Source organism: Geobacillus sp. WSUCF-018B (assembly GCF_002809985.1).
GTDB classification, from domain to species: domain Bacteria; phylum Bacillota; class Bacilli; order Bacillales; family Anoxybacillaceae; genus Geobacillus; species Geobacillus thermophilus.
The window spans coordinates 1-22,021 of record NZ_PIJF01000010.1 but is presented as its reverse complement, the minus strand read 5'-3'; the positions used below and the strand labels follow the sequence as shown (position 1 = coordinate 22,021).

The window sequence follows — 22,021 nt, the reverse complement described above, 5'->3', positions numbered from 1 at the left end:
TCGTGGATAGATTCGGAAGTCTATTTATTTAAATGTTTGAAAAATATAAATTATTTATTGACTTGCTTGCCAAAACGGTTTATGCTGATGTTACGACTTTTAGAAAGCAGAGGAGAGATGAGCCATGAGTGTAGTCCAGGAAACGAAAGGCTATTTCGGCGAATTCGGCGGCAGCTTCGTTCCGGATGAATTGCAGGAAGTGCTTGATTATTTGGAGGAGCAGTTCCTGAAATATAAGGATGATCCGGAATTCAATGAGGAGTTTCGAACCTACTTGCGGGAGTATGTCGGCCGCGAGAGTCCGCTGACGTTTGCGGCGCGATTGACGGAGCGGCTCGGCGGGGCGAAGATTTATTTGAAACGTGAGGATTTGAACCATACTGGTTCGCATAAAATCAACAACGTCATCGGGCAAATTTTGTTGGCGAAGCGGATGGGCGCGAAGCGGGTGATTGCGGAAACGGGTGCAGGCCAGCACGGGGTGGCGACCGCTACCGCATGCGCCATGTTTGGCATGGACTGCACCATTTATATGGGGGAAGAAGATACGAAGCGCCAGGCGCTCAATGTGTTCCGCATGGAGCTGCTAGGGGCGAAAGTCGTGTCGGTCTCGAAAGGTCAAGGACGATTGAAGGATGCCGTGGACGAGGCGCTGAACGATCTTGTGCAAAACTATAAGACTACATTTTACTTGCTTGGTTCGGCGGTTGGTCCGCATCCGTACCCGTCGATGGTGAAACATTTTCAGTCGGTTATTAGCGAAGAGAGCAAGCGGCAGATTGTAGAGAAGGAAGGACGTCTTCCGGATGCGGTAGTGGCCTGCGTCGGCGGGGGAAGCAACGCCATCGGGGCGTTCGCCCATTATTTGGATGAACCGAGCGTGCGGCTCATCGGTGTCGAGCCGGAGAAGGCAGCGACGCTAACGAAGGGCGTTCCGGCCGTGTTGCATGGATTCAAGTGTTTGGTGCTCCTTGATGAAAATGGAAACCCGCAGCCGACATACTCGATTGCCGCCGGGCTTGATTACCCGGGCATTGGTCCAGAGCATAGCCATTTGAAAGTGTCCGGGCGGGCTGAGTATTACACGGTCACGAATGAGGAAGTGCTTGAGGCGTTCCAACTGTTGTCCAAAACGGAAGGAATCATCCCAGCGCTGGAGAGCGCCCATGCGGTGGCGTACGCTATCAAGCTCGCGCCGACGTTAAGCAAAGACCGAATCATCATTGTGAATTTGTCGGGGCGCGGGGATAAAGATGTCGAGCAAGTGTTTTCCATGTTGCAATCGTGAAGAAAGCAGGCGGTTGTTCACGACGGTGTTCGCGTGAAGCCGCCTGCTTATTGTTTTCGATCTCCCGTTTCCCGATTGGTGATGTTCTGTCCTTTTTCACCATCGTTGGCTAACTAATCGCCACTCCTGCGCTCGCATATCCCGTGACGGAAGCGGCGATTGAAAGGCCGGAAGTGGTGATGAAAAACGCCATGAGCAGCCGGTCGCCAGTATTGACAGGCACGTTTAATCCTGTGATGATGCCGCTGGCGTTTTGGGCTAGGGAGATGGGAAAGGTGATTGATGGCGTTAATGTAATGAGCGTGCCTGGAATAGGCGAAAATACGTTGCTGGATGGAGAAGTGGCGATATACAATTGAGCGCGGATCGTAGCTGTTCCTAAAAGCGCTGTGCCTGTTGTAGCGGAAAAATTGGCTGCGACAGCAGTAATGATTCCTGAACGCGGGATGGTAAAGGAAAAATTCGATGTGCCGCCAAGGTTTATCGTTCCTCCCACTAAACTGATGCTTGAAGCAGCGTTTCCAAATCCGATCAAACTTGTGGTGTCGGCCAACCCGGCTATAGTGGCGGTCAAGACAACCGTTGTTCCTGAAGCGAATGGAATGATGGCTCCTGCTCCAGCCGATCCCGTCGGCCCTGTGGGTCCTTGAGGTCCTGTGGGTCCAGTCGGCCCTGTAGGTCCTTGAGGTCCTGTGGGTCCTTGAGGTCCAGTCGGTCCTGTAGGCCCTGTGGGTCCCGTGGGTCCTGTTGGTCCGGTATAGATTTTTACAATCGGCGGCCATGTTCCGCATAAAGGGGAAAGACATTTTACACGAATAGGATGTCGGTCAGACAAGCGGCATAACCTCCCTTCATCACGATTCATCGGTTTGGTGGAACGTGCTTTCGGCGGCGAGAATGGATTGCAGCAAGCATTCGTTGTGCAAAACCGCGGGATGATGAGGAACGTATTGTTTGGCTTTTTCGTTATGTTGGTATGCTAACTCGTACTCGCCCATGTAAAAGTAACATACACAAAGCTGCAAGTGGGGAAGCCAAGTCCAACAAGCATGATGAACAAATCCCCAGCTGTCGGAAGGCATTGTGAGCTGAGTGGCTAAATGGTACCAAAAGGCGGCAAGACGATATTGCTTGCGCTGAAGAAAGTAATAGCCCAGCCGGCAGCAGCATTCAGCCCGAGGGGTATCGTATTCGAAAGATTGGTACACATATCGAAATGCCTGTTCTTCATCACCAAGTGCGTAAAAACAGTCTGCCAACTTTCCGCAGGCGGCGATGCAATCTTCCACCCACCCTTGTTTGGTCTGCAAAAACTGTTCATAATACTGAATGGCCCGCTCGTATTGTTGATGGTCGAACAGTTCGTTGGCGAAGTAAAAGAGATCTCTTGGCGAAAATTCTGCTCCTTGTGCCAACTGCCTTTCATAAATTTGCAAATTTCGATCTGAAGCGCAGCGGTTCGGTTGATGAATAATGGTAATATCGCTGTTGAGAATCGTTCCCCATACTTCTAGATATTCATGAACCATCCCATGCCATCGGAAGCCGCTGGATCGTTTGACGAGACGATTTCGGCGGACGCTAGAGATCGTCTTTCCATATTCATCTTGGGCAAGGCTGTAAATCATGGTGACGGAGTCGATGTCAGAAGAAAGGGTGCGCTTCAATGTGAGGAATTTGGTCTGCTCTTCTGCCGGCAAGATGTCGTCTGCGTCCAGCCAAAAAATATAGTCCATGGTGGCGTGGGAAAAGGAGAAGTTTCGCGCCGCCGAGAAATCATCGCTCCAAGGAAAGTCGATGACTCGTGCGGTGTAGGAGCGGGCGATTTCTTTCGTGCGATCCGTTGATCCTGTATCCACAATCACGATTTCGTCTACGAGATGTTGGACGCTGTCCAAACAGCGGGCAAGGACGTCTTCTTCATTTTTGACGATCATGCAAAGACTGATGGTGATCAATTTCCTTGCACCTTCCTTTCGGCCATGTTGCTGTTTCACTATATGCATCATGCGGGAACGTGCTTATGCCAATGCCGCACATGGCGCTGTGAAAATCGAGGAAAAAGGGCGGAGTGAAGAAAATCCCTTCATCCCCGCAATCAATGGGGGATGAAGGGACTGATTTGCTTCGCGGTTGACCTTAGTTGTGAATGAGCGCCCTGCTGTAAGGCGGTGCTCCCGTAATCCTCTTGCTTTGAAACGCCAGCCTCAATCGGGAGGGGTTACACCGCTTCAACAGGAATAAATTCCCATTTATTTACATCAAATAATCCTTGGTCGGTCAGCTTGAGCTCTGGGATGACCGGCAAGGCGAGGAAGGACAATGTGATGAATGGGTTGAACGAGCCATTGGCGCCGATGGCTTTAAGGGCTTTGTCAATCTGCTTCAATCCGCTTAGCACCTCGGTATAGTCTTTTCTTGTCATTAGACCGCCGATCTCAAGCGGCAGGCTGGCAAGCACCGCTCCGTCTTTGATGACCGCCAAGCCGCCGTGCTGCTGGCGGAGTTGTTCGATGGCGGCGGCGAGGTCGCGATCGTTTGTTCCGGCGGCGATGATATGGTGTGAGTCGTGCGCGATCGAAGAAGCGATGGCGCCTGCCTTGAATCCGAAGCCGCGGACGATGCCAAGGCCGATGCCGAGGCCGCGATGGCGTTCGACGACAACAAGCTTCAGCAAATCCCGCTCGATCGACGGGCAGAAAGCCCCTTCCTGGACATCAACGTCCGTGATGAGGTGGTTCGTATGCAAATGGTTCGGGATGATCTCGATGACATGGGCTTTCGTTCCTCTTTTCATCGGGATGCGAAGATCGGTTTCGTCCACTGCTTGGCAACGGATGGAGTGAAGCAATGGCTGTTCAAGGCTTTCTGCCGATCGTTCGGCCGGAAACACCGTCTGTCCATGTTGGGCCACTAGTCTTCCCGCTTTGAAGACGTGGGTGATGTTCAATGTTTCCAAATCGTCAACGAACAAAAAGTCGGCGTCATATCCTGGAGCGACAGCGCCTTTTGTCGGCAAACGGTAGCACTCTGCGGCGTTCAGCGTGGCCATTTGGATGGCCAGAAGCGGGTCGAGGCCGGCCTGAATGGCGAGCCGCACGTTATGATCGACGCTGCCTTCAAACCATAAGTCATCAAGATGTTTGTCATCCGTGCAAAAGAGAAAGCGGCGCGCGTTGTGCTCATGGATGGCGGGGAGAAGTTTTTTGAGGTCTTTGGCGACTGAGCCTTGGCGAATGAGCACGTACATGCCGCGGCGAACGCGTTCCAGCGCTTCGTCGGGAGTGACGCATTCATGGTCCGTATGGATGCGGGCGCTTCGGTAGACGTTGACGGCATCAGCGTCAAGCCCCGCCAAATGGCCGTCGATCAGGCGGTTGGCGTTGGCAGCGAGCGCCAGTTTGTCAAGCATCGATGGATGTTGTTCCCGTAATGATGGATAGTCCATCACTTCCGCCAATCCGAGAACGCGTTCATCGTTGAAAAACGGTGCCAGTTCCGCGGCGGATAAGACGGCTCCGGCACGTTCAAACGAGGCGGCTGGCACGCACGACGGCAGCATCATATACACATCGAGCGGCGTCCGTTTCGCATCGTCGAGCATAAATTGTATGCCGCGGACGCCAGCGACATTGGCGATTTCGTGCGGATCGGCAATGACGGTCGTCACGCCGTGCGGAAGAACGACGCGGGCGAATTCGCTCGGGGGCACCATCGACGATTCGATATGCACGTGTCCGTCAATCAGCCCCGGGCATATATAACGCCCTTCGGCATCGATCGTTTTCCTTCCCTCATAGCGGCCGATGCCGACGATCATCCCTTCCGCAATGGCGAGATCCCCTTCGATGATTTCGCGCGTGAACACGTTGACGATTTTCCCATTTTGGATGACGAGATCGGCTTTTGTTTGTTTGGCGGCGGCGGCGATTTGGTTGTGCAATGTCGAATGCATGCAGTGATTCTCCTCTCTTCATGATGTGAATCGCGATGCCAGTGGAAATTGGCTTTATTGTAATGGGCTTGATGGAAGATGTCAATCGCTTTGGCGCTGATTTTGACATACCCTCTTTATAACGTAACAGTGTTATGTTGCATTTATGATTGTGAGGGGGGATGCCACGATGGAACCAGAACTCATCTCAAAAAAAGAGCTGCTCGAGCTGACTGGCATTTCGTACGGCCAGCTGTACCGCTGGAAGCGGAAAAAGCTCATTCCGGAAGAATGGTTTATTCGCAAATCGACATTCACCGGGCAAGAGACGTTTTTTCCGAAAGAGAAAATCTTGGCCCGCATTGAGAAAATCAAAGAGCTGAAAGATGAGCTGTCGCTCGATGAACTGGCGGGTGTGTTTGCGCCGAGTCCGGCGGCGGTTGTTTTGACGAAAGAGGAAATTGTAAAACGTCACATTGTTTCGGATTTGGTGATGCAATGGTTGGATGATGAATGGGGAGGCCGCCAAGATGTGTCCTTTGCCGAGCTCCTGTCCCTTTACATCGTTGACCGGCTTCTTCGTTCCGGTGAGATCAGCATAGAAGAAGGAAAAAACATATGGATGATGTTTAAGAGCCATTATCCAAAATTGCAAGGGAAGTTATGCGAGCTTGTCGTTTTGCGCAAAATGGGGGTCACGGTTTCCTTTCTTGTGGAAGGGACAGCAACTTTGCATGTGGAAGAAGGGGCGAAGCTCATTGCGCGGCTGCACGTGCCAACGTATATTGAAGAGTTGAAACTGGCCATTTCGGAGGGATAAAAGGATGGAGCGTCGAGATTTGGTCATTGCCGGGACGGGTCATGCGTCCGGCGGGCTGTACAATTTGGTGAAATTGTCGGGAAATGGGAAGCTGTACGGTGACATCGGCTGCCTCGAGCTGCAGGTGCAAGGAAACGCGGCCGTGGAAGGGAGCGTGAAAGCCAACACGGTTCATATTGCCGGGAAAGGAAATGTGGCAGGCGGGGTGGGGTGTGAGTGGATGAAAGTGAGCGGGAGCATAAGAATTGAAGAAAATGTGCAATGCCAAGAGGCGACCGTTCGCGGCCGCGGGGAGGCGAAAGGTTCATGGGCGGCGGAGGTGGTTCGCGTCCATGGTGAGCTCAATATCGGTGGCGATTGCTCGGCTGAGCGGATGGAGGTGGAAGGGCATTTTGCGGTCGGCGGGCTGCTGAACGCGGACTATCTCGAAGTGAAGCTGTTGGGCCCGAGCCGCGTAAAGGAGATCGGCGGAGAGACGATCGTCGTCAAGCGGCAAGGAAGTTCGCTGTTCAAAAAATGGTTTTTTCCAGCGGAGTTGACCGCCGATGTCATTGAAGGGGATTCCGTCCATCTCGAACATACGAGCGCGAAAATGGTGCGCGGCAATCGCGTCGTGATCGGGCCAGGGTGCGAGATCGAGCGAGTCGAATACCGAGAAAAGTTGGAATGCGATGAAGAGGCGAAAATCGGCACGATCGAGAAAGGGTGAAAACGATGGCGGAACGAAACTTGACGGTTCATGGATCGGCGCTTTCTGGAGGCGGTGTGTTCCATCACGTCACGATTCGCGGCGATGCGACGATTCGGGGCGACATCGAGTGCGACCGCTTGAAAGTGTTTGGCGCAGCCGACATGAAAGGAGCAGTTGCGGCCCGCACGTTTCGCCTATTTGGCCAAGCGAACGTGGACGGTTCCGTACAGGCGGAGAAAATGGGGGTGTTCGGGGAAGTGGACATCCGGGGACACGCCCGCCTTGGGCATCTTCAGCTGCGCGGGATGGCGCAAGTCGAGGGGGGCATCGAAGCCGATGTCATCCGCGGTTACGGCGAGCTGTCGGTGTCGGGAAGCTGCGAGGCGGAGAGTGTTGCGTTGACCGGAGTTGTGCACATTGGACAGACGTTGAATGCGGAGCAGGTGGAACTGTCGCTCTGTTTTGCCGACAGCTCGGTCAAGGAAATCGGGGGGCGGACGATTTCCATCACCCGCAGCAAAAAATGGAGCGCGATTCATTGGTTGAGCCGTTTTTCTTCTTCGCCCGCCGTATTGGCAGCGGATGTGATTGAAGGAGATGAGATTTATGTGGAGTATACACGAGCCGCGGTCGTCAGGGGGGATCGGGTGACAATCGGTCCGGGCTGCGACATTGGGCTTGTTGAATATCATACAGCCTTTGCCCAAGACAAGAAGGCTGCGGTGAACGAAAAAAGACAGAGATAGAGGGAAATGGAACGGATGGAGAGGAAGGAAACGAAGACGGGATTGGTCGTGATCGCGCTGTTGCTCGGCATTTTTGTCGCTTCCATGGACAATACGATTGTGGCGACCGCCATGGCGACGATCGTCGCGGATCTCGGGGGGCTCAAGCAGTTTGTTTGGGTGACGTCAGCGTATATGGTGGCCGAGATGGCCGGGATGCCGATTTTTGGGAAACTGTCCGATATGACGGGAGGAAGCGATTTTTCTTATTTGGCATCATAGTGTTTTTGCTTGGTTCGATTTTGTGCGGCATGGCGCAAACGATCGTCCAGCTCAGCATCTTCCGTGCCATTCAAGGCATCGGCGGCGAGGCGCTGGTGCCGATTGCGTTTACGATTATGCTACCGCAACGTGATGTTCGGGTTTATGCTCTTGTTTGCGGCCGGGATCGGGCTGTTTGGCACGATTGATGAACAGACCACGCGTCTTGTCGTGACGTTGTACATGATCATTGTCGGATTAGGGATGGGCGCTTCGTTTTCCGTCCTCGGCATGGCGGCGATCCATCATTTTTCCGAAGCGGAGCGGGGCGCGGCCAGCTCGACGAATTCATTTGTCCGGTCGCTCGGCATGACCGTCGGCATTACGGTGTTTGGCATCATTCAGCGCAACTTGTTTACGGATCAATTGGCTGAGCAGTTTCACGGCATGGCGCAAGGCGCGTTTGGAAGCAGTGTTCACGACCCGCGGGCGATGTTGTCGCCAGAAGCGCGGGCGCACATCCCGGCACCGGTGCTCGATCGGTTGACGGAAGCACTGGCTTCTTCGATCGCCGATACGTTTTTATGGGCGCTCATTCCCGCGGCGCTCACGATCGTTTGCGTGCTTTTGATGTCCAATGATCGGCTCGCCTCGTGGACGGGTGCGCGGGAACGAGCAAGTGAGAAATAAAAGGGGCATGATTGGAAGAAAAATAGAGTCTATGCAGCGGACGGTGCTCATCATGCGGTTAGGGTGCGCCGTCCGCTTGTGGTTTATGCCGGGCTTTTGGCGAGATGTTGCAATTTCACTTCTTCCCGATGGAATTGCTTAAACAGCGTTATTACATCTGCTGTACGTTGAAAGTGATAACGAATCGGGCGCCTCGCCAATAGCGGCAAGGTGTTTTTTGTGTGCAGATTGACAATAGAATAAACTGAGGGCTAATATACCTGTGTGGGTAGTCAGATCGCATTGGTTTCGATCATTCTAAGCATGAAAATCCGCTATTGGTTGTCAGTGTTGTTGCATCAGTGGATGTGATCTAAAAAATAGTGGAACCGATGAGTGATGATTGGATCATCGATCATAAAAGAGACGATCCGGCAAGTTCGTGAAAAGGGGGAAAAGGTGGATGAAGGAAGAAAGACCAAAACCGACAGAGGACTCCAAATATATTCAGCAGCACTTAGCCAATGAACGGACGTTTCTCGCCTGGATTCGCACCTCGATTGCCATTATTGGAATTGCTTTTTTAATGATCAATTTGCATGAAAAATCAACGAGCAACGCATTGTCCACGGCCATTGTCCAATTGATCGGAGCATTGGCGGTGGTCATTTCCATCTGCACGATTGTGTTTTCCACCATTAGTTATGTCATGAAGACCAAACAAATTAATGAACAAACGTTCCGGCCGTCGCGCCCGCTTATTTGGCTTTTGGCTTCTCTGTTGCTGCTGATCACCGGATTGTTTGGATATTATTTTTTTACCTTGCTTTAATAGCGGCTTTTTGGCCGCTTTTTATTATCCTGAACCGAGAAGACACCCGCTTCCACGTGTGAGCATTGGTGTGCGTGGAGGACTTGCGCGTTAGGAACATGCAAAAGAATCGCAAACTAGCCATGTCAAGACAAGGTGCGGTTGCGGTCGATAAGCATATATATATTTATCATGATGCCAGCGCCGAAGCTTTATTGATTCAACGGGGGGATGGTCATGTTTATCCACATTGTTCAACCTGGAGATACGCTTTTTTCAATCAGCAGGCGATACGATTATCCGCTGGAAAGTCTGCGCCTTGTCAATGGCTTAGTTGAAACGAATATTGTTCCTGGTCAAGCTTTGCTTGTTCCTAGCTATACGTATACAGTGCAGCCAGGAGACACGCTAAGCGCCATTGCACAGAAAGCATTTGTGACGGTCGAACAGTTGCGGGCAGCCAATCCGGCGGTGGATCCGTACAGGATGTATCCGGGAATGAAAATTTATATTCCTGATATTTCCTGGTATCAAGCTATAACGTTAGCCTATTACATTCTCCGCGAACCGAACTTAGATCGGACGTTCGTGCGAGATTTTGCCCCGTATTCATCGTACATTGCCCTGTTCGAATATCACTTTGCCCCTAATGGCGACATTGTCACTACGCGGGATGACGCCGCAGCGATTGAAACAGCATGGCAAAACCGCGTCACACCCATTGCGGTCGTGACGAACCTAACATCAGAAGGATTTAGTGCGAGACTGGCAAGCCAAGTGCTGAACAATCCGGAAGCAAGGGCGAACTTGGTTGAGAACATCTTTTATTTAGTATCACGGAAAGGCTATGGTGGCGTCAATATTGACTTCGAGCAGGTTCGCGGAGAGGATCGTGATTTGTTTACGGGTTTTTTGCGCCAGTTGCGCGATCGGTTAAAACCGGCTGGGTATGTTTTGACGATCGCCGTTCCAGCGAAAACGAGCGAGGAGATCCCTTGGCTCAGGGGCTACGATTACGGCGGCATTGGTGCTGTCGTCGACTATATGTTTATTATGGCGTACGATTGGCACCATTTAACAAGTGAACCTGGTCCAGTCGCTCCTATTAGTGAGGTGAGATCGACGCTTCAGTTTGCCGTCGAGCGCGTCCCCCGAAAAAAAATCTTGCTCGGACTCCCTTTATATGGATACGATTGGATCATTCCGTACCAGCCTGGGACATTGGCGGAGGCCCTCTCCAACCAAGAGGCGGTTTTAACCGCCATGCGTTACCAATCGCCGATTCAATATTCGTTTCAATATGAATCCCCTTTTTTCGATATACGGATGAACTTGGAAACATTCATGAGGTATGGTTTGAAGATGTCAGAAGCATAGGACAGAAAATGAAATTGGCCCGCCAATTTCAGATTGCGGGCATCGGTGCATGGGAGTTGGGGCTGCGATTTGCGCCAGGCCCATGGTTGGTGCGAAAGTTTTTTACTGTTCGGAAAGTATAAGAAACACCCATTTCCGTTGGTTGTCTAGTCAGCGGGGAAATCGGGAAAATGGATGCTTCTCGCTTCGTTTGAAGTGGGAAGCGTTTTTTGGAAGCTGGCTGAAAAGTCGTTGCATTGGATTTTGCGTTTTTTTGTTGACAAAAAAACAATGATGCGATAGTATGATTATTGCAATACATATACACGTATATGTATAATACAGCGTGTATATGTGTATAAAATATTATGAGGGTATCGAAATAGAATAGCGACATACGTGAAGGAGGTTGTTGTCATGAAAGTGGCGATTATTGCAGCAAACGGCGGGTTGTTTGATGCGTACAAGGTGTTCAACATCGCGACGGCCGCTGCGGCGGCAGACGCGGAGGTCGGGGTGTTCTTTACGTTTGAGGGGTTGAATCTCATCCATAAAGAAGCGCACAAACAATTGCCGATTCCGGAAGGGAAGGAACATTTTCAACAAGGGTTCCAAAAAGCGAACGTTCCATCGATTGCCGAATTGCTTCAAATGGCGCAAGAGATGGGGGTAAAGCTGATCGCTTGCCAAATGACGATGGATGTCATGGGGCTTGACAAAGACCAATTCGTCGATGGCATTGAAGTAGCGGGGGCGGCGACGTTCCTGCAGTTTGCGAAAGACGCTGATATTACATTGGCTTTCTAAGAAGGAGAGAGGGGGAAAGAGAAGATGGCACAAGTCACTGTCTATACTACAACGACATGCCCGTATTGTGTCATGGCGAAAAACTTTTTGCGCGCCCAAGGGATTCCGTTTAAGGAAGTGAATGTCGAGCTCGATCCGGAAGCGGCGCGGAGGCTGGTGGAAACGACGGGACAAATGGGCGTGCCGCAGATCGAGATTAACGGCCGCTGGGTGCTCGGGTATGATCCGGATGCCATTATGGCATTGTGGAATCAGGCGAATCATCGTTGAGAATAACGGACCATTGACAAAACCATAAGATCAGGAGGGGATATCGTTGGCAAAAACGATTTCGGTCAAAGAGATCGCCAATAAGATCATTCGCGGTGAGGAGCTGTTCATTGTCGATGCTCGCAACCCCGAAGATTTTGCTGACTGGCGGATTGAAGGGAGACATGTCGAGGTCGTCAATATTCCGTATTTTGAAGTGTTGGATGGCATTGAACCATATTTGGACCGTTTGCCAAAAGAGAAAAGCAAAACGATTTATGCCGTTTGCGCGAAGGGCGGTTCGTCAGAGTTTGTGGCCGAACAGTTGGAAGCAGCGGGCTATACGGACGTTTATTCGATCGAAGGCGGGATGAAGGCATGGAGCGAGCATTTGGAACCCGTAAAAATCGGTGAGCTGAAAAGCGGAGGGACGATTTACCAATTCGTCCGCCTTGGCAAAGGGTGTCTCTCGTATCTTGTCGAATCGAACGGTGAGGGGGCGTTGATCGATACGAACCGCATGACTGACGCTTACGTCCGTTTTGCGAACGAACACGGCATTACAATCAAGCATGTGCTCGATACGCACTTGCATGCCGACCATATTTCTGGCGGGCGTAAGTTGGCGGAAGAACTGGGTGCGACGTATTACTTGCCGCCGAAAGACGCAGAAGAGGTGACGTTTACCTACACACCGATTCAAGATGGCGACCGCATCCACGTTGGCCATGTCGTGATTGAAGCGTTGTATTCACCGGGACATACGATCGGCAGTACATCGTTTATTGTGGACGATCAATATTTGTTAACCGGTGATATTTTATTCATCGACTCGATCGGGCGCCCGGATCTTGCTGGGAAAGCGCAAGACTGGGTCGATGATCTGCGGGAGACGCTTTACCGACGTTACAAACAGCTTGCAGATGATTTGATTGTATTGCCGGCGCACTATATGGGGCCGAATGAAATGAATAAGGATGGCAGTGTGGCGGAACGGTTGGGGGTTCTTTATGAAAAGAATCATGGTTTAAATATTTCCAGCGATGAAGAATTCCGCCGAACGGTCACGGAGAACTTGCCGCCGCAACCGAATGCTTACAAGGAAATTCGGCAAACCAACATGGGGAAATTGCATCCTACGGAAGAGGAACAACGGGAGATGGAAATCGGTCCAAACCGTTGCGCCGTTCGGTAGGGAAAAGCCGGCGTTTTCCAATGCCGGCTTTTTTCCTCTCTTTGCGAGTATAATGAAATGGAAGTGAGGAATAGGAGGGAAAAGGATGACAGGGCATCGTTTTCATTACGAACATGCTGAACGATTATTGGATCCGAAGCGCAAGGAATGGATCGACCCGCAACGGGTCATTTCGATGTTGTCCGTGAAACCGGATGACACGGTCGTCGATCTTGGCGCCGGGAATGGTTATTTCACGATTCCTCTCGCGCAGGCGACAAACGGAAAAGTGTATGCGGTCGATGTGCAGCCAGAAATGATTGAATTGCTAAAACAGCGAGCCGCGAAACTAGCGGTCACCAACATCGAATATCGGGTGGCGGATGTCGCTTCGACCGCCTTGCCTTCGCATTCGGTGGACAAAGGGATCATGGCATTTGTCTTTCATGAGGTGGAACAAAAAGAAGCCGCCCTTGACGAAATTCGCCGCGTGATGAAGCCAAACGGGCAGTTTCTGTTGATCGAATGGGAGACGATGGAAAGCGAAATGGGGCCGCCGCTCCATGAGCGGATTCCGTCGGAGGAACTGTTTTCCTATGTGAAACAAAAGGCGGGCAACGTGGAACTTGTCCGTTTTCACCCGGCTGTCTATGGTCTTTTGATTCGCTGGGAATAACGAACGGGTGGGGAAAATCTTTCTTGTTGCTATCATACCATATAGGGTATATAATGATCGTGCATAAGGTGAATAGAGGGGGTGAATCGTTGATCGTCATCAGTTTGTTATTCTTTCTCATTCTTTTGGGCGCAGCGTTGTATCGACGCTACTATCCTGTAAAACATATCCCATGCCTTCCGGTAGAAGAGGTACCGGACGGCTTGCTTCTTCTTGACTTGCGCGATTATAATGAAAGCAACGGCTCCATATTTGGCCAAGCGTTGCATATTCCGGTGGCGTATTTGAAACGGCATGTTCGGCATATCCCGCGAAAGCCGCTTCATATCATTGCCCAGGATGCCATCGAAAAAAACGTCGGCATCCGGCTGTTGCGCTGTTATGGCTATGAGGTGAAAAGCTATTCGGTCACGGCTTGTGATTGTCAAGAAAGGGGGCGAACGAGCCGATGGAATATAACAAAGAGATCAAAAACCGCTTAAAACGGATTGAAGGACAAATTAAAGGCGTCCTTGGCATGATGGAACAAGGCAAAGACTGCAAGAGCGTCGTTTCCCAGCTGTCGGCGGCGCGCAATGCCATTGACCGCGCCATTGCGGTGATCGTCAGTACCAATTTGGAACATTGCCTGCGGGAAAACATGGAAAAAGGAGAAAGCACAGACCATCTTGTCAAAGAAGCCATCGAACTGTTGGTTAAAAGCCGTTAATGCGTTGCTCAACAAAAAGGTGTTGACAACGTTCTTTTTCTCATGGTAATATACCCATAGGGGTAATGGTAATAAAAATCTGTTGTGAAGGAGGTCATCATCATGAACGTAGCGAAAGTATTGGATGCGAAAGGATTGGCTTGCCCGATGCCGGTGGTGAGAGCGAAAAAAGCGATGGACGAATTGCAATCAGGTCAAGTGCTCGAGGTGCACACAACCGATAAAGGGGCGAAAAACGATTTGCCGGCATGGGCGAAAGCGAGCGGCCATACGGTGCTTGATATGAAAGAAGACAATGGTGTGTTGATGTTCTGGATTCAAAAAGGATAATGTGTGCACATTTTTATACCCATACAGGTATGAAGGGAAGGAGGCAGCCAGATGACACAGCCGAAGAAAAAGACGACGATCATTTTGTTCAGCGGCGACTATGACAAGGCGATGGCGGCTTACATCATCGCCAACGGCGCCGCTGCCTACGACCATGACGTGACGATCTTTCATACGTTCTGGGGGCTGAACGCCTTGCGGAAAGAGGCGTCGGTTCCAGTGCAAAAAGGGTTTCTTGAAAAGATGTTCGCGAAGATGATGCCGCGCGGCGCGGACCGCATGGGGCTGTCGCGCATGAATTTTGCCGGCATCGGCCCGAAGTTGATCAAAAAGGTTATCAAAAAACATAACGCCATGCCGCTTCCGCAGTTGATCGAGATGGCGAAAGAGCAAGGCGTGAAACTCGTCGCTTGCCAAATGACAGTCGATTTGCTTGGGCTGAAGCCGGAGGAATTGATCGATGGCGTTGAGTTTGCTGGCGTCGCCGCGTATTTGGCTGATGCGTCGGAAGGAAATGTGAACTTATTCATTTAATCAAATGAGGGAATCCTATGTCGCAAATGATCCTCAACATCATCCTGTTTGTTTTGCTTGTCTGGTTTCTCACCAGCCGCTTCATCCCGCCGAAAGGGGTGCGGATGATCACAACAGCGGAATTGAAACGCCGGTTGAAAGAACCTGGGGTGCAATATATTGATGTGCGCACCCCTTTGGAGTTTCAGTCTTACCATCTGCCAGGGTTTCGGAACATCCCGCTGCACGAATTGACAGCCCGTGCTCACGAACTATCGAAAGAGAAAGAAGTGATTGTCATTTGCCAAAGCGGGATGCGAAGCCAAAAAGCAAGCCGACTGTTAAAGAAAATGGGATTTCAGCACGTGACGAACGTCAAAGGCGGCCTAAACGCCTGGCAGTAGAGGAGGATGATGATGAAAACGATCACGCCAAAAGAGGTAGAAGAGCGGCTTCGCGCGGGAGAATCGCTTCATATCATCGATGTGCGCGAGCCGGAGGAAGTCGCTGCGGGCAAAATTCCAGGAGCGGTCAATATTCCGCTCGGTTTGATCGAGTTTCGCATGCATGAATTGGACAAAAATGAGGAATACATTCTCGTCTGCCGTTCCGGCGGCCGCAGCGGCCGTGCGGCGGAGTTTCTTGACAGCCGCGGTTACCGCGTCGTCAACATGACAGGGGGCATGCTGGCCTGGGAAGGGCCTGTCGAATAAGCCGTAAGGAGGGATTCGTTCATGATTAAAGTTGATATGACCGTTGATGCGAAAGGACTGTCCTGCCCGATGCCGATCGTTCGAACGAAAAAGGCGATCAATGAATTGCAGCCGGGGCAAGTGCTGGAAGTGCAGGCGACGGATAAGGGATCCAAAGCCGATATCAAAGCATGGGCGGAAAGCACAGGGCATCAATATGTAGGAACAATTGAAGAAAATGGGGTTTTGAAACATTATATCCGCAAGGCAGCGGAAAATGAAACACGCAAAGAAACGTCATTCCCTCATGTCGTATCGAATGAACAATTGCAAGAAAAACTTCACGATCCTGATTCGTTTGTCTTGGATGTCCGCGAACCGGCGGAGTATGCGTTTGGCCATATTCCGGGCGCCGTTTCAATTCCGCTTGGGGAGCTTGAAAATCGGATGGCCGAACTTCCGAAAGACAAAACGATTTATGTCGTGTGCCGCACAGGGACACGGAGCGATTTGGCTGCGCAAAAGCTGGCCGAAAAAGGATTTGACCGTGTGCGAAACGTCGTTCCCGGCATGTCGCAATGGAACGGGCCGCTTGATTCCGCTCAATCGTAATGGAGCGGCCTTTTTCAACAATCAAAATATACATTAGGGGGTATGTTAATATGGTGAAAGAAATGACCGTGCAACAAATGACGGAAAAGGTGTTCAACAAAGAATCGCTGTTCATCTTGGACGTCCGCAACGAAAGCGATTTTCGCGATTGGAAAATCGAAGGGGAAAACTTTGACTATTTGAACGTGCCGTATTTTGAATTGATTGATGGGGTTGACTCGATTGTCGACCGTCTTCCGAAAGACAAAGACATCGTCGTCGTGTGCGCGAAGGGCGGATCGGCGGCGTTTGTCGCTGAACAGCTAGAAGAAGCCGGATTTCACAATGTCTACACGCTCGCAGGCGGAATGCAAGCGTGGAGTGAGCATCTCCATCAAGCGAAAGTATACGAAGATGATCAGTTGAAAATTTACCAATTCATCCGCGTCGGCAAAGGATGCCTGTCGTATATGGTCATCTCCGGAAGCGAAGCGCTTGTCGTCGATCCGTTGCGGTTTGTCGATGTGTATGAACAAGTGGCCAAACAAGAAGGGGTGAAGATCACGCATATCGTGGACTCGCACTTGCATGCCGACCATCTTTCCGGAGGCAAGGCGCTGGCCGAACGAACGGGGGCAACGTACTACTTGATGAAAAGCGAGGGAGCGGTGTTTGATTTCGAGCCGCTCGAGCAGCATGACACGATCGACTTTGCCAACGTTCATTTGGAAGTGTTGGCCGTGAAAACGCCAGGCCATACACCAGGCAGCGTCTCGTTCTTTGTCAACGGCAAATGGCTGTTCTCGGGTGACACGATCTTCGTCGGCGGTCTCGGGCGGCCGGACCTCGGCGGCAAAGTGGCGGAATGGGCGGCGGATTTGTATGACACCGTGTACGAAAAAGTCGCGGCCATGGCGGATGATGTGATCGTCTTGCCGGCGCACTACGCGAACTTAGACGAAGAAATCAACGCGGAGGGGTATGTCGGCGATACGTTGGGCCGCATCCGCGCCCGCAATGAGATGATGCAAAACAAACCGAAAGACGAATTTATCGATCTTGTCATCCAAAGCGCCAAGACGGAAACCCCGCCGAACTTTGAAGACATTGTCGCCATCAACCGCGGGCTCAAAACCGTGGATATCGAAACAGAGCGGGAGCTTGAGATCGGCCCGAACCGCTGCGCGCTGCATCATGCCCATGCCTAAAGAAGTGGCACAGATTGACAGGGGGCGGGGGCGTGCCCCGTCCCTTTTGAAACGAAAAGGGAGGATGATCGATGGATGTTTCGCTCGCGTTTCTCATTGTCATCTTTTTCATCGGTTTTGTCGGTTCGTTTATTTCTGGGATGGTGGGGATCGGCGGATCGATTATTAAATATCCGATGCTTCTGTATCTTCCGCCGTTGTTTGGGCTGGCGGCGTTCAGCGCCCATGAAGTGTCGGGGATCAGTGCGGTGCAAGTGTTTTTCGCCACGATCGGCGGCGTGTGGGCGTATCGAAAAAGCGGCTATTTGAACAAATCGCTCATTCTCTATATGGGCGCAAGCATTCTTGTTGGCAGTTTTGTCGGCGGTTACGGCTCGAAGCTGATGAGCGAGGGAACGATTAACGTCGTTTACGGCGTCTTGGCGGCATTAGCCGCGATCATGATGTTTGTGCCGAAAAAAGGGATCGATGACATTCCGCTTGACCAAGTGACGTTCAACAAAGGGGTGGCGGCCGCCTTGGCGTTCCTCATCGGCGTCGGGTCCGGCATCGTCGGGGCGGCGGGGGCGTTTTTGCTTGTGCCAGTCATGCTCGTGGTCCTGAAAATCCCGACGCGAATGACGATCGCCACGTCTTTGGCCATTACGTTCATTTCCTCCATTGGCTCTACGTTCGGGAAAATCGCCACCGGCCAAGTCGATTACATCCCGGCGCTCATCATGGTCGTCGCGAGCTTGCTTGCCTCTCCGCTAGGGGCGAAAGCGGGGCAAAAACTAAACACGAAAGTGCTGCAAGTCATCCTTGCTGTGTTGATTTTGGCGACGGCGGTGAAAATTTGGGTGGATATTTTATGATCGAAGCGCTTGAAAGGCGACGGGTCACGGGAAAAGACATGTGAACGCTGGAACTGATCATGTGTCGCCGTCCGTTTTCTGCGTGATGGTGAGCGATCGATTTGGGCATGCTAAACAACGGGAAAACATAACGAAGGGAAGAAGGAGCGATGTTCCATTACACGGTTGACGTGCCAACAGGCATGGACGAAACGATCGAGCGTTTGGAAGAGAACTTGAAACAAGAAGGATTTGGCGTGCTCTGGCGGTTCAGCGTGACCGAAAAGCTGCAAGAAAAGGGGCTTGATTTTTCCACACCGATGGTCATTTTCGAAGTGTGCAACCCGCAAGAAGCGGCGCGGGTGTTAAATGAAAACTTGTTGGTCGGTTACTTTTTGCCGTGTAAACTCGTTGTCTATCAAGAGAACGGCACAACGAAAATCGGCATGCCGAAGCCGACAATGCTTGTTGGCATGGTGAACGAGCCGGCGTTGAAGGAAATCGCGGAAGATATTGAGAAAAGGTTGGTCGCTTGCATTGACCAATGCCGTCTGTGAAAAGGAAAAAGGTGTCCCACATGACGGGGCACCTTTTGGTTGTGCACATATAAACGGAAACGCAGGTTTGCTGAAAGAAAAGCGCTCTTTTCCCCTCTTCGCCGCTATTTGATCCACATAGGAGGCGGACGGCCGCAAAGCCCATCCTTTCTACAAATTCCCTTGCCCCGCTGCTTTTTTTGTTTTTGCCCGTTTTTTGGCTGCGCGCGGCTGTTTTTCCGTTTCCAGCTCGCGATGCACAATCCGGTCGGGGTTGAGCCCATTGCCAAGCGTGCCGTACACATGGCCTTGCTTCGGCTCGATGAGCTCGTTGTGCTCGTAGTAGACGCGCGGCGTTTTCCAAAGGGCGGCCAACGCTTTTCCCATCGGCATTTCGTGGTAGCGGTCGGGCCACATTTGTTTGATGTGTTTTTTCACGAGCGGGTAGTACTTCGAGCTCATCGCAGGAAAGAGATGATGTTCAGTATGGTGCGAAAAGTGGAAGTGGAGGATATCCACCCACTTTGGCACGGTGACCGACAAACTGTTCGCCAACGGATCGTTGACCGGCACTAACGGATTGAGACGATGGTTGGTTGCGATATAGCTCATGACGATCGTGTTGGCGACGAGCAGCGGAAGCAAAAAGGCGAACAGCCATTTTTCCCAGCCGACAAGCCATAACAGCCCGAGCCATGTCGCCCAAGGCAAGAAAAATTGAAACAGGACAACCGCGCGGTTCTTCCGGCGAAAGTCTTTGAAAAAGTAAAACAGCATCCGCACCGAATGAAGGGTAAACATCACCGACAAGGAGCTAAACGAGAAAAACGCGCGAATCGGAAACGGGATGCGGTATACCCAAGAGAGCAGGCGGCTTTTCGCTAATTTCTCCATGCTTGGCCACGCGTCCGGGTCTTTTTCTTCATGCTGGGTATGCACATGGTGGCTGGCGTTATGCCATTTTCTCCACAACTTCGGACCGGTGCAAAGCGGCCAAAAGGCGATCGCTCCGAGAAGATCGCGCAGCCATGGTGTACGGACGACGGTGCCGTGCAAAATTTCATGTCCTAAAAATCCTAACGCAGCAAAACTGAAACCAAGCACAACCGAGATGAGGAGGTTCCATACAGGATGGAGGTGGAAAAGGGACACAGCGAGGATGCCGGCGATGACGAGCCCTACATAAGCCAGACCTCCAAACAAGCGGGACTTCACGGGTTGAAACGCTTTTTTCGGCAAATACGGGGCCATTTTCGCCGCGTACCAGCCGAACGGGTGAAAATCATTCATTCAGTGATCTCCTTTCAAACTACTCTCCGTTTGACAAGCAGCGGTGAAGCCATTCACACACTCTTGGTCGCAACGAAGACCTTATTTCATAAGGTGATCCCCAAAGCTGTCCTCTATGTCGAAATGATGCGGAGGGCGGAGAAAAGCTCTAGGTCACTATGAAATTTATCATAACATCTTTTGGATTGTCCTGTCTATAGGCTTGATGGAAAACTGCCAAAATTGAGTATGGCGGCAATATTTCGAGAAGAACAGGCTAAACGATTGAGAAGGCGGCTGGCTAAAACATCATGATCAATGTCCCGATGGTAATGAGCAACACCCCGATCACCACTTTCGCGGACAGCGGTTCGCCGAGAAACATCGCCGCAAACAAAATCGTCAGCACCAAGCTCGACTTGTCAATGGCGGTGACGCGCGAGACATCGCCGATTTGGAGTGCTTTGTAGAAACAAAGCCACGACAATCCGGTCGCCGCCCCGGACAAACATAAAAACCACCAGCTTTTCGCAGAAATGGCTTTCATACCGTGATGGGCGCCGGTCATCCACACGATGGCCCAGGCAAGGACAAGCACAACCGCGGTGCGAATGGCGGTCGCCAAGTTCGAATTGACGTTTTCAATGCCGATTTTTGCCAGCACCGATGTCAGCGCCGCAAACACCGCCGCCAGCAAGGCGTAAACGATCCACATGGGCATCCCTTCGCTTTCGTTGAGAATTTTTCTCATCTATTATACTATGAAAAGCGGGAAGATTTCACGTTTTTGCCATCGTTTTGGTATAATAGGGGAGCGCCTACGAGGACGGCTCTAGTGGAAAGCGAGCCCTTGGTTTACGGGCCGCGGTGTGGAGAACAGCGAAAGAGAGGGATGGATCGATGCTTATTGCCTTAGATATGGATGGAACGCTATTGAACGGGGAGGGAAAAATCAGCGAACCAAACCGAAAAGCGATCGCAGCCGCACAAGCGCAAGGCCATATCGTCGCCATCGTCACCGGGCGGGCGCGCAAAGACGCGCTCGCCCCGCTTCGCGAGGCGGGCATTATCTGCCCGATCGCCAGCTTAAACGGCGCGGTCGTTTCGCTCGAAGACGGCACGGTCATCAGCGAGGCGCCGCTCGAGCGGACAATCGTCCGTCCGACGCTGGAGTGGGTGCGCGAACAGTCGGATTTGTATTGCGAGACGTACACGGGCGATGCGGTCTATGTCGGCTTGCACAACCGCGCCCAATGGGAAGCGCTCGCTTCCGAGATGGCCGCTGCGGCCCCGGATGTGAAATGGCTGGTGAACAAGCAGTTCCAGCAAGCGCGGGTGACGTACGTCGATGACATCCGCACGGTGTGGGACGACCCGCAGACGGTGATGTATAAGCTGCTGATTTTCGCCCTCGACCGCGAGCGGCTGCGTGATGCAGCGTCGCGATTCGCCGCGCTCCGTGGCGTCACGGTCACCTCGTCGCACCCGCACAATATTGAGATGAACAATGAACGGGCGACGAAAGGGGAAGCGCTCAAACAGCTTGCCTCCCATTACGGCATCGATTTGCGCGATACGGTCGTCTTTGGCGACAGCCATAACGATTTGTCGATGTTTGAGGTGGCGGGCTGCCGCGTCGCCATGGCCAACGCCGCCCCCGAATTGAAAGCGAATTGTGATTTCGTCACCCTCTCCCATGAAGAAGACGGCGTGGCGGCGGGACTTGAGCGGGTGCTTGCGAAACGGGTGTAGCAGCACCCGTTTTTTATCTTAATTAGGTGAGAAGACTCCCACTTCAACGAAGCGAAGCGGAGTAAGTGGGAGATGAATCGCCTTAACTATATTTTGCTGAAAATAGGATAGATTCAGTAAAATATAG

General features: G+C 51.8%; 25 protein-coding genes and 2 pseudogenes. 22 read left to right on the top strand and 5 right to left on the bottom strand.

All coding sequences use genetic code 11. From position 1 onward, the window contains the following. Positions 1 to 124 precede the first annotated feature (124 nt). Positions 125 to 1,288 (top strand): tryptophan synthase subunit beta, encoded by a 1,164-nt coding sequence (trpB, locus tag CV944_RS04835; protein WP_100663900.1) that lies wholly within the window; start codon positions 125 to 127, stop codon positions 1,286 to 1,288. Positions 1,289 to 1,397: 109 nt separating this feature from the next. On the opposite strand, the gene CV944_RS17570 is transcribed toward trpB, so the two are convergent. The 3 genes from CV944_RS17570 to ade form a co-directional block, all read right to left on the bottom strand. Continuing rightward, the gene (locus CV944_RS17570) at positions 1,398 to 1,862 is read right to left on the bottom strand and encodes an exosporium glycoprotein BclB-related protein (RefSeq protein ID WP_231293743.1); all 465 of its coding nucleotides are present in this window, start codon (positions 1,860 to 1,862) and stop codon (positions 1,398 to 1,400) included. Between the two features lie 280 nt (positions 1,863 to 2,142). After that, positions 2,143 to 3,297, bottom strand: coding sequence for a glycosyltransferase (locus tag CV944_RS04825; protein ID WP_047818525.1), 1,155 nt, complete (start codon positions 3,295 to 3,297; stop codon positions 2,143 to 2,145). 212 nt (positions 3,298 to 3,509) lie between these two features. Next, entirely contained in the window at positions 3,510 to 5,243 is a 1,734-nt protein-coding gene (ade, locus tag CV944_RS04820) for an adenine deaminase (RefSeq protein ID WP_100663898.1), read from the bottom strand. A 169-nt stretch (positions 5,244 to 5,412) separates the two neighbouring features. On the opposite strand from ade, the gene CV944_RS04815 reads away from it, so the two are divergent. The 20 genes and pseudogenes from CV944_RS04815 (at position 5,413) to CV944_RS04720 (ending at position 18,894) form a co-directional block, all read left to right on the top strand. Next, positions 5,413 to 6,042, top strand: coding sequence for a YhbD family protein (locus tag CV944_RS04815; RefSeq protein ID WP_100663897.1), 630 nt, complete (start codon positions 5,413 to 5,415; stop codon positions 6,040 to 6,042). Between the two features lie 4 nt (positions 6,043 to 6,046). Next, positions 6,047 to 6,751, top strand: a complete 705-nt coding sequence (locus CV944_RS04810) for a polymer-forming cytoskeletal protein (RefSeq protein WP_100663896.1) — start codon at positions 6,047 to 6,049, stop codon at positions 6,749 to 6,751. A gap of 5 nt (positions 6,752 to 6,756) precedes the next feature. Further along, a complete protein-coding gene (locus CV944_RS04805) occupies positions 6,757 to 7,479 on the top strand; it encodes a polymer-forming cytoskeletal protein (RefSeq protein WP_199170441.1) in 723 nt (240 codons plus the stop codon). Positions 7,480 to 7,494: 15 nt separating this feature from the next. Next, positions 7,495 to 8,409 (top strand): annotated as a pseudogene (locus tag CV944_RS04800) (MFS transporter). A gap of 442 nt (positions 8,410 to 8,851) precedes the next feature. Beyond that, the gene (locus CV944_RS04795) at positions 8,852 to 9,220 is read left to right on the top strand and encodes a YidH family protein (RefSeq protein WP_100659860.1); all 369 of its coding nucleotides are present in this window, start codon (positions 8,852 to 8,854) and stop codon (positions 9,218 to 9,220) included. Positions 9,221 to 9,436: 216 nt separating this feature from the next. Then, a pseudogene (locus CV944_RS04790) lies at positions 9,437 to 10,698 on the top strand (glycosyl hydrolase family 18 protein). A gap of 274 nt (positions 10,699 to 10,972) precedes the next feature. After that, on the top strand, positions 10,973 to 11,362 hold the full coding sequence (locus CV944_RS04785; protein WP_011231562.1) for a DsrE/DsrF/DrsH-like family protein: 390 nt from the start codon (positions 10,973 to 10,975) through the stop codon (positions 11,360 to 11,362). A gap of 24 nt (positions 11,363 to 11,386) precedes the next feature. Then, a complete protein-coding gene (locus CV944_RS04780) occupies positions 11,387 to 11,632 on the top strand; it encodes a glutaredoxin family protein (protein ID WP_013145011.1) in 246 nt (81 codons plus the stop codon). Positions 11,633 to 11,678: 46 nt separating this feature from the next. Continuing rightward, the gene (locus CV944_RS04775) at positions 11,679 to 12,806 is read left to right on the top strand and encodes an MBL fold metallo-hydrolase (RefSeq protein WP_100659859.1); all 1,128 of its coding nucleotides are present in this window, start codon (positions 11,679 to 11,681) and stop codon (positions 12,804 to 12,806) included. Between the two features lie 85 nt (positions 12,807 to 12,891). Continuing rightward, entirely contained in the window at positions 12,892 to 13,461 is a 570-nt protein-coding gene (locus CV944_RS04770; protein WP_100659858.1) for a class I SAM-dependent methyltransferase, read from the top strand. A gap of 89 nt (positions 13,462 to 13,550) precedes the next feature. Next, on the top strand, positions 13,551 to 13,943 hold the full coding sequence (locus tag CV944_RS04765; protein ID WP_014196118.1) for a hypothetical protein: 393 nt from the start codon (positions 13,551 to 13,553) through the stop codon (positions 13,941 to 13,943). Beyond that, a complete protein-coding gene (locus CV944_RS04760) occupies positions 13,910 to 14,170 on the top strand; it encodes a metal-sensitive transcriptional regulator (protein WP_047818516.1) in 261 nt (86 codons plus the stop codon). Before CV944_RS04765 ends, CV944_RS04760 begins: the two co-directional genes overlap by 34 nt. Before the next feature lie 102 nt (positions 14,171 to 14,272). Continuing rightward, positions 14,273 to 14,500, top strand: a complete 228-nt coding sequence (locus tag CV944_RS04755; RefSeq protein ID WP_011231556.1) for a sulfurtransferase TusA family protein — start codon at positions 14,273 to 14,275, stop codon at positions 14,498 to 14,500. A gap of 51 nt (positions 14,501 to 14,551) precedes the next feature. After that, positions 14,552 to 15,034 carry a DsrE/DsrF/DrsH-like family protein gene (locus tag CV944_RS04750; RefSeq protein ID WP_015375138.1) on the top strand — a complete coding sequence of 161 codons (483 nt, stop codon included), beginning with the start codon at positions 14,552 to 14,554 and terminating at the stop codon, positions 15,032 to 15,034. A gap of 17 nt (positions 15,035 to 15,051) precedes the next feature. Next, positions 15,052 to 15,417, top strand: coding sequence for a rhodanese-like domain-containing protein (locus CV944_RS04745; protein WP_063329984.1), 366 nt, complete (start codon positions 15,052 to 15,054; stop codon positions 15,415 to 15,417). Positions 15,418 to 15,429: 12 nt separating this feature from the next. Further along, a complete protein-coding gene (locus CV944_RS04740; protein WP_015375136.1) occupies positions 15,430 to 15,726 on the top strand; it encodes a rhodanese-like domain-containing protein in 297 nt (98 codons plus the stop codon). A 21-nt stretch (positions 15,727 to 15,747) separates the two neighbouring features. Continuing rightward, positions 15,748 to 16,317: a sulfurtransferase TusA family protein gene (locus CV944_RS04735; protein ID WP_063329983.1), complete on the top strand. Its 570-nt coding sequence runs from the start codon at positions 15,748 to 15,750 to the stop codon at positions 16,315 to 16,317. Between the two features lie 50 nt (positions 16,318 to 16,367). Then, positions 16,368 to 17,504: an MBL fold metallo-hydrolase gene (locus CV944_RS04730; RefSeq protein ID WP_100659857.1), complete on the top strand. Its 1,137-nt coding sequence runs from the start codon at positions 16,368 to 16,370 to the stop codon at positions 17,502 to 17,504. Positions 17,505 to 17,575: 71 nt separating this feature from the next. Then, positions 17,576 to 18,358 carry a sulfite exporter TauE/SafE family protein gene (locus CV944_RS04725; protein WP_020278582.1) on the top strand — a complete coding sequence of 261 codons (783 nt, stop codon included), beginning with the start codon at positions 17,576 to 17,578 and terminating at the stop codon, positions 18,356 to 18,358. A gap of 149 nt (positions 18,359 to 18,507) precedes the next feature. Continuing rightward, positions 18,508 to 18,894 (top strand): DUF302 domain-containing protein, encoded by a 387-nt coding sequence (locus tag CV944_RS04720; RefSeq protein ID WP_033011997.1) that lies wholly within the window; start codon positions 18,508 to 18,510, stop codon positions 18,892 to 18,894. A 150-nt stretch (positions 18,895 to 19,044) separates the two neighbouring features. Here CV944_RS04720 and desB read toward each other — a convergent pair whose 3' ends face one another. Together desB and CV944_RS04710 are read right to left on the bottom strand one after the other, a co-directional pair. After that, the gene (desB, locus tag CV944_RS04715) at positions 19,045 to 20,163 is read right to left on the bottom strand and encodes a Delta(10) desaturase DesB (protein ID WP_100659856.1); all 1,119 of its coding nucleotides are present in this window, start codon (positions 20,161 to 20,163) and stop codon (positions 19,045 to 19,047) included. A gap of 280 nt (positions 20,164 to 20,443) precedes the next feature. Further along, positions 20,444 to 20,857, bottom strand: a complete 414-nt coding sequence (locus tag CV944_RS04710; protein WP_100659855.1) for an EamA family transporter — start codon at positions 20,855 to 20,857, stop codon at positions 20,444 to 20,446. A gap of 185 nt (positions 20,858 to 21,042) precedes the next feature. Between CV944_RS04710 and CV944_RS04705 the strand changes: the two genes are divergently transcribed. Beyond that, positions 21,043 to 21,894, top strand: coding sequence for a Cof-type HAD-IIB family hydrolase (locus CV944_RS04705; protein ID WP_100663895.1), 852 nt, complete (start codon positions 21,043 to 21,045; stop codon positions 21,892 to 21,894). Positions 21,895 to 22,021: the final 127 nt, after the last annotated feature.